The 460-nt window shown below is 43.5% G+C and carries 1 riboswitch.

Features of this window, described 5'->3' with window-relative positions:
* Positions 1-173: 173 nt before the first annotated feature.
* Positions 174-283: riboswitch (guanidine-I (ykkC/yxkD leader) on the minus strand.
* Between the last annotated feature and the right edge of the window lie 177 nt (positions 284-460).

A 460-nucleotide genomic window follows, 5' to 3' on the forward strand; every position in this document is an offset into this window, starting at 1 on the left:
ATACAAACGATGGTTGCGGCCCACTCCAATAAAGAGTCAGCATATTTCAACCCCATCACCCAGCCGACTTCAAAGATCGCCGCAATAAAGACATTTCCCCATTTCATCTAATCCCTTCCTTTCTGAACGATTCCAACCAACAAAAAAAGCCCGGAAATCGATCGTTTGATCAAATCTCCCGGGCTTTTATCCCTCCGTGTACATACGGTCTATTTTGTAGACCTTATGTGTTTTCTCTCGGTCCAGACTGCGCCACCCGCACGGAACCCTAGAAAACCAATTCTTAATAAGCAGATCTGACTTAAAGCAGATTCTGTGTGTCAAAATTGTATCACACCCCGAAATACCGGTCTACCGCTTTGCTTGCCACACGCAAATATACTTGTTCATTTTTCGAAAGAAATTTTATGGGACCGCCGTATACTAAGGGTTAGAAACAGGTCAACTGATAAAGAAGATC

Source organism: Desulfofundulus thermobenzoicus (genome assembly GCF_009428905.1).
In the GTDB taxonomy this organism is placed as follows: domain Bacteria; phylum Bacillota; class Desulfotomaculia; order Desulfotomaculales; family Desulfovirgulaceae; genus Desulfofundulus_A; species Desulfofundulus_A thermobenzoicus.